This is a genomic window from Azohydromonas sediminis, from assembly GCF_003574675.1.
GTDB lineage: Bacteria > Pseudomonadota > Gammaproteobacteria > Burkholderiales > Burkholderiaceae_C > Calidifontimicrobium > Calidifontimicrobium sediminis.
Window position 1 is genome coordinate 1 of the sequence record NZ_QOAZ01000063.1, and the last position, 5,280, is coordinate 5,280.

The 5,280-nt window shown below is 36.7% G+C and carries 4 protein-coding genes; 3 read left to right on the forward strand and 1 reads right to left on the reverse strand.

All coding sequences use genetic code 11. From position 1 onward, the window contains the following. Positions 1-218 precede the first annotated feature (218 nt). The 3 genes from DRV96_RS17375 to mobV all read left to right on the forward strand — a co-directional run bounded on the left by DRV96_RS17375 (position 219) and on the right by mobV (position 3,832). Positions 219-950: a replication initiation protein gene (locus DRV96_RS17375; RefSeq protein ID WP_025188181.1), complete on the forward strand. Its 732-nt coding sequence runs from the start codon at positions 219-221 to the stop codon at positions 948-950. Positions 951-1,100: 150 nt separating this feature from the next. Further along, positions 1,101-1,373, forward strand: a complete 273-nt coding sequence (locus DRV96_RS17380) for a hypothetical protein (protein ID WP_225590051.1) — start codon at positions 1,101-1,103, stop codon at positions 1,371-1,373. Between the two features lie 698 nt (positions 1,374-2,071). After that, complete coding sequence (gene mobV, locus DRV96_RS17390) at positions 2,072-3,832, forward strand: MobV family relaxase (protein ID WP_104681008.1); 1,761 nt, start codon at positions 2,072-2,074, stop codon at positions 3,830-3,832. 808 nt (positions 3,833-4,640) lie between these two features. Here mobV and DRV96_RS18875 read toward each other — a convergent pair. Beyond that, positions 4,641-4,727 carry a type I toxin-antitoxin system Fst family toxin gene (locus DRV96_RS18875; protein ID WP_107196852.1) on the reverse strand — a complete coding sequence of 29 codons (87 nt, stop codon included), beginning with the start codon at positions 4,725-4,727 and terminating at the stop codon, positions 4,641-4,643. Positions 4,728-5,280: the final 553 nt, after the last annotated feature.

Genomic DNA, 5,280 nt, shown 5'->3' on the forward strand with positions numbered 1-5,280 from the left:
GTACCAACATCATTTTATCTGTGTACCAACATCATTTTATCTGTGTACCAACATCATTTTATCTGTGTACCAACATCATTTTATCTGTGTACCAACATCATTTTATCTGACTACTAATAACAAATTATCTTTGTAAAATCACGCTCACATTATATAAACAGCATACTTGACATTAATGTATGCTGTTTATATAATGTGAGCGTGAGGGGGCGAAAGGAATGAATGAAAAATCGGAATTAGCTGTTAAATATCAAAACGAATTAAATCTAGTTGCTTTAAAACAGTTCAATGCTAAAGAAATGAACTTATTTTTTGCCTTATGTGCAAGAATGAAAGACAAAGGTTTAGACAGTATCATATTTTCTTTTGAAGAGTTAAAAGAATTAAGCGACTATAAAATGACTGCAATTAAGGCGTTTACAAATGATTTAGATAGCCTATACAGTAAAATGCTGCAACTAACTTATCGGAATGAGTATGATGATGACGGAAGTTTTCGACGATTTGTCTTGTTTACTGGCTTTGACGTTAATGTAAAAAAACAAACAGTTGAAGTAAGTATCAATCCTAAATTGGAAGGTATTCTTAATGGCTTAACAACTGAATTTAGTAGGTTCGAGTTATCTGCATTTACTGCTATCCGATCAACCTATGCTAAAACGTTGTTTCGCTTATTAATGCAATATCGGTCAACTGGTTACTATACCGTTAGTATTGATGAATTTAAAGAAATAATGGATATTCCAAAATCGTATACTCAAATGGGACAAATAGACCAAAGAGTGATAAAACCTGCAATGAAAGAACTCAATAATTACTTTGAGAATTTAGAATTAACAAAAATCAAAGCCAAAAAAGGCAATAAGATTGCCAAACTAGAATTTACGTTTACTGGTCTGAAAACCAACAAACCAAGCATAACTATGCATGACTGGGTAAACGGAGAATAAAAAAAGAACTTGCCCCCTCACATTAAGCAAGTTAGCAAGTTCCTCACGCAATCTTCCAGACTGCTAGATTATTTTAGCATATTTGCGTGAGGACTTCTAAAATAAATTATTTTGGAGGTCCTACTTATGGGATTAATGACAGGATACAACATGACAAAAGAGGAGTACGAAGTCACACAGGCTGTACTGGAGCGACTAGATAAGTTTGAGAGTGAACTAGAAGCGCTATTGCTTGATTTGGAGCCACTTGACTTATCACGATTAGATACTGTAGTTCGAGACGAAACGCTAAGAATGTTTAATTATCTAAGTCGGTCATACATTCTACTTATTGATACGGTAGCCTACAAAGTTACGCTAGAAGAAGATATTTCCTGTGGGATTGTGAAGATTGACGGTCAATCTCTAGACGAAGAAGAATAAAAACTACCCTTGCTTGTTATAAAAAAATGTTGACTATTTGGGATAACACTCGAAAAATATCAAGATTAGCCTACTTCCATTTTGGGGTAGGCTTTCTTTTTGCAAGCAGAGCAACATGGTACCATGTTGCGATATTTTGAATGACACCTACCAGTATTTTTGGTAGGTGTCATTCAAATTTTTGGGGTTCCCCCAATCCCCACTGTTGTTATTTTTTGTCTTTTGTTCTTGAAATTTACTTAATTGTTTCATGTGTTTCGGAAGAGCATAAGGGAAACTGGGTCCCACACAAGGTGGGACGCCTTGCAGTGCAAGGCTTTCCCGTGGGGTACACTTTCGTTCTTCGCTAGCACTTTACTAGCAGGTACTTTCAGGTAAACTAGCACATTTTTAGCACTCACTAGCAGGTTTCTAGCACCCAAACTAGCAGATTCCTAGCAGTGACTAGCAGGTTTTTAGCACCAAATTAGCACATTACTAGCACCGGCTAGCAGAAAGCTAGCACGTTCACTAATTTCAGGCAGTCGTTATTTAAACGGTTTTTTGACGGAGGGGAATTTGGAGTTTCTGCCTTAGCAGAAATGGAAAGTTTGACCGTAGGCAATCGGCTAAGTGCGAGATTGGGAAGCCTAAAGGCTGACCTTCCGAGTACTAGCCGACAGCCCTCGGCAGAGCGCACCTTTACGAAGTAAAGTATAGTGCGTTATACTTTACTTGGAAGTGCTGCCGAAATCCAAAGACAAAGAACGCCACAAGAAAAAAAAGGGGGGGGAGCGCTCATGTCAAAAATTGTCGCACGTATGGAGAAAATGAAAGTTGGAAACTTAAGCGGTATCCAACGGCATAATCAACGAGAAACCGATAATCATTCCAATCCTGATATTGATATTGAGAAATCTCACTTGAATTATGACTTAGTCAATCCTGGTTCAATCAATTATCGGGAGAAAATCAAACAAATCATTGAGAGCCAACGAATCAGTAAACGAGCGGTTAGAAAAGACGCAGTCCTTGTGAACGAATGGATAATCACTAGTGATACCGCCTTTTTCCAAGAGAATACAGACACACAAGCATTTTTTACCGATGTTGTCGCGTATTTCTCTGATCGCTGCGGTCGACAAAATGTCGCCTATGCCACGGTACATTTAGACGAAACCACGCCCCATATGCACTTAGGAATTGTGCCTATGTACGAAGGGCGATTGAGCAGTAAACAGGTGTTTAGTCGGCAAAGTTTGTTAGAGATTCAGGAAGAACTGCCAAACTATTTGAAAGAACGGGGCTACGCTATTGAGCGTGGACTCCGTGGGAGTCCGCAAAAGCATTTATCTGTCAAAGAATACAAAGACGTTCAAAAAGAAATACAGGTTTCTAAACAAGAACTCGCGAATCAGGAACAAATTCTGGTAGAAAAAGAAAGAGAACTCCATTCCTATGAACAGGCAATCTTCCGTATTGACCGTCTTCTTGAAGAGAAGAACGAAGAAGTAAAGGGCAAAGTCCAAGCCATGAACCAACTGGAAACGAAGCGAAACGAAATCATTAACTCTCTACAAACAACCGTTTTACCTGATTTAGCAAATATCAAAGAAAAGAAATTTAGTTTTAACGGTTTAAAATACGTTCTAAGCGCTTCTGACCTTTCGGCAATAAAAAGTATTACGAAAGATTTTGAAACGCTTAGAACGCAAAATAAGCACCTTAAAATCGAAAACAATACCTTGGCGCAGAAAAATAAAGAATTGACACAAGTAAATCATGAACAAGAATTACAAATAACGGACTTAGCCTATGAATTAACCCTGAAAAAAGAACAATTAACAGCGTTTGAAGAAAAACAACTAAACTATGACCAGAGCGAACAAATCAAACAAGAACTTGATAGAACAACACAAAAAGTTTCTGTGTTAGAAACAGAGAATAAGCGGTTAAAAGATAAAATTACTGACTTAACCTACGACTTTTCTGAACTAAACGAAAAATATCAAGAGATAAAACTAAAGTTTGACGGGTTAACCACTTACCTTCATGAGAGACTAGGACAGGCCAAAGAAACCATTTTATTTACCATTCAGCAAGGAGTGAAGTACCTTCAGAACGCGCCTAAATTAAAAAAATCCCTGGAGCGATATTCCAAGGACAGAACCTACCTCATTGACGAAAAAGGGACATTGTTTTTACCACCAGATACGGGGTCAAAAGGGGTAACAATGTCCTTAAACCCACATTTCTACCCCCTAAAAGCCCCGTTTTACAACAGAGAAACAGGGTGTTATGAGTTTGTCGGCGAGTATATGGCAAATGGCCGTTCACGAACTAATACTTTACAGCTGTCTGAAGAACAAGTGCTAGAGAAGAAAGCTTTTACGTTTGAACAGTCGACAGATAAAAAGGCTTGGCAACAGAGTAAAAAATATTCAAGAGATATGTCAAAAGGACGAGGTTTATCTCGTTAAAAATAATTTAATTGATAAATTATTGACACATAAAAACAGTTAAATTAAAATATATTAATAAAAATTAAAAAAAAGTGATGTAATCATTATGAAAAAGTTGCTAGTTCTAATTTTAGGTGTGTCTTTTATCTCTGTTGCTTTAAGTTCAACTACAGAAGCAAGTGCTAGAGAGTGGGATTCTATAGAGTGTCAGCCAGGATTTTATTGGAAAAAAGGCGGGTGGACTGCAGGAGGCTATCATAAAGCCGGTGGATTTTGTATCCCAATGCATACAAGATGGACAAAATAGTTGCTAAATTTGAGGTTATTTTATGAAAAAATATCTAATAAAAAATATATTTTATATTACTATTCCTTTAGTTTTAAGCTATATAACTTCTTTTTTAGTTAATATTGATTTGCCCATATTGATAATTATTTTTTACGGAATTTTATTATTTTTTTTAATTCCTTCAGAAGTATATTTGGGAAGTACAATGGATTACAACGCGAAAGTAGTGAATCCCACTTACAGACCAGAAAATAAAAGCTTTGAAGATAGTCCAAAAAGTAAAATATTGTCTATCCTCATAGTATTACTATGTTTAATACTAACTATTTCGATATGGTATTTCTCTAATTGACGTTTTGCGTAATCTAATCTGACGTTTGAAAATACAGAAAAAAAATGTTATTGTGTAAGTGCGAAGCGAAATTAAGCAAAATCATGTTTACACCAAAAAGCCCTCCTATTCTCAGTAGGAGGGCTTTTTTTACACTGTTGCGATTTCAGCGTTGGAGCTAGAAAAGCAACTGCATAGATTATCTGCTAATCGTCTAGCCAACGATCAACTAGCAAAAGTACTAAACCCACAAAAAGTGGGGCGATAATCAACGAAATTAAGCTTTCAATCATGTTTACACCCCCTTTCGGGGCAGTTGCCAAAACAAGTATATCACAAGAAGAATTTCTTGTGGGGGTTGTTAGGGCTTGCCCTGACCGCCTGCAAGGCGCAATCTTAACAAGATTACCTGAAACCACTAAACACGTCTTAAAGAGCTTCAGACAAGCAAATAGAGCTTAACCAAATGAGTTACCTTGTCAACGGTATTGATTTTGATTTTAGCGAGTGAACGAAGTGAACGCTGCAAGCATAATGTGAGCGAAGAATTTCGCTCACTCCTTTTTTTGTTTTTCAATTTTTTAGTGACAGTTTCGTAAATATCGCGAACCTGTTTGTAGAAAAAAGAGTGAATTTTTAGGCGGGAAATTTCCTCGCACGCGCACGCGTTTATTTTTATATATTTTTTATATATTTTTTAAAACCTTTTTAGGCGGTCTGTGTGCCACGTGGCTCTAAGGAAGAGCAGAGGGTACCAACATCATTTTATCTGTGTACCAACATCATTTTATCTGTGTACCAACATCATTTTATCTGTGTACCAACATCATTTTATCTGTGTACCAA

Excerpts from the sequence above, each read along its gene's own strand:
- DRV96_RS17380 (WP_225590051.1), top strand. The coding sequence starts at position 1,101 with ATGACAAAAGAGGAGTACGAAGTCACACAGGCTGTACTGGAGCGACTA.
- DRV96_RS17375 (WP_025188181.1), top strand. The coding sequence starts at position 219 with ATGAATGAAAAATCGGAATTAGCTGTTAAATATCAAAACGAATTAAAT.
- DRV96_RS18875 (WP_107196852.1), bottom strand. The coding sequence starts at position 4,727 with ATGATTGAAAGCTTAATTTCGTTGATTATCGCCCCACTTTTTGTGGGT.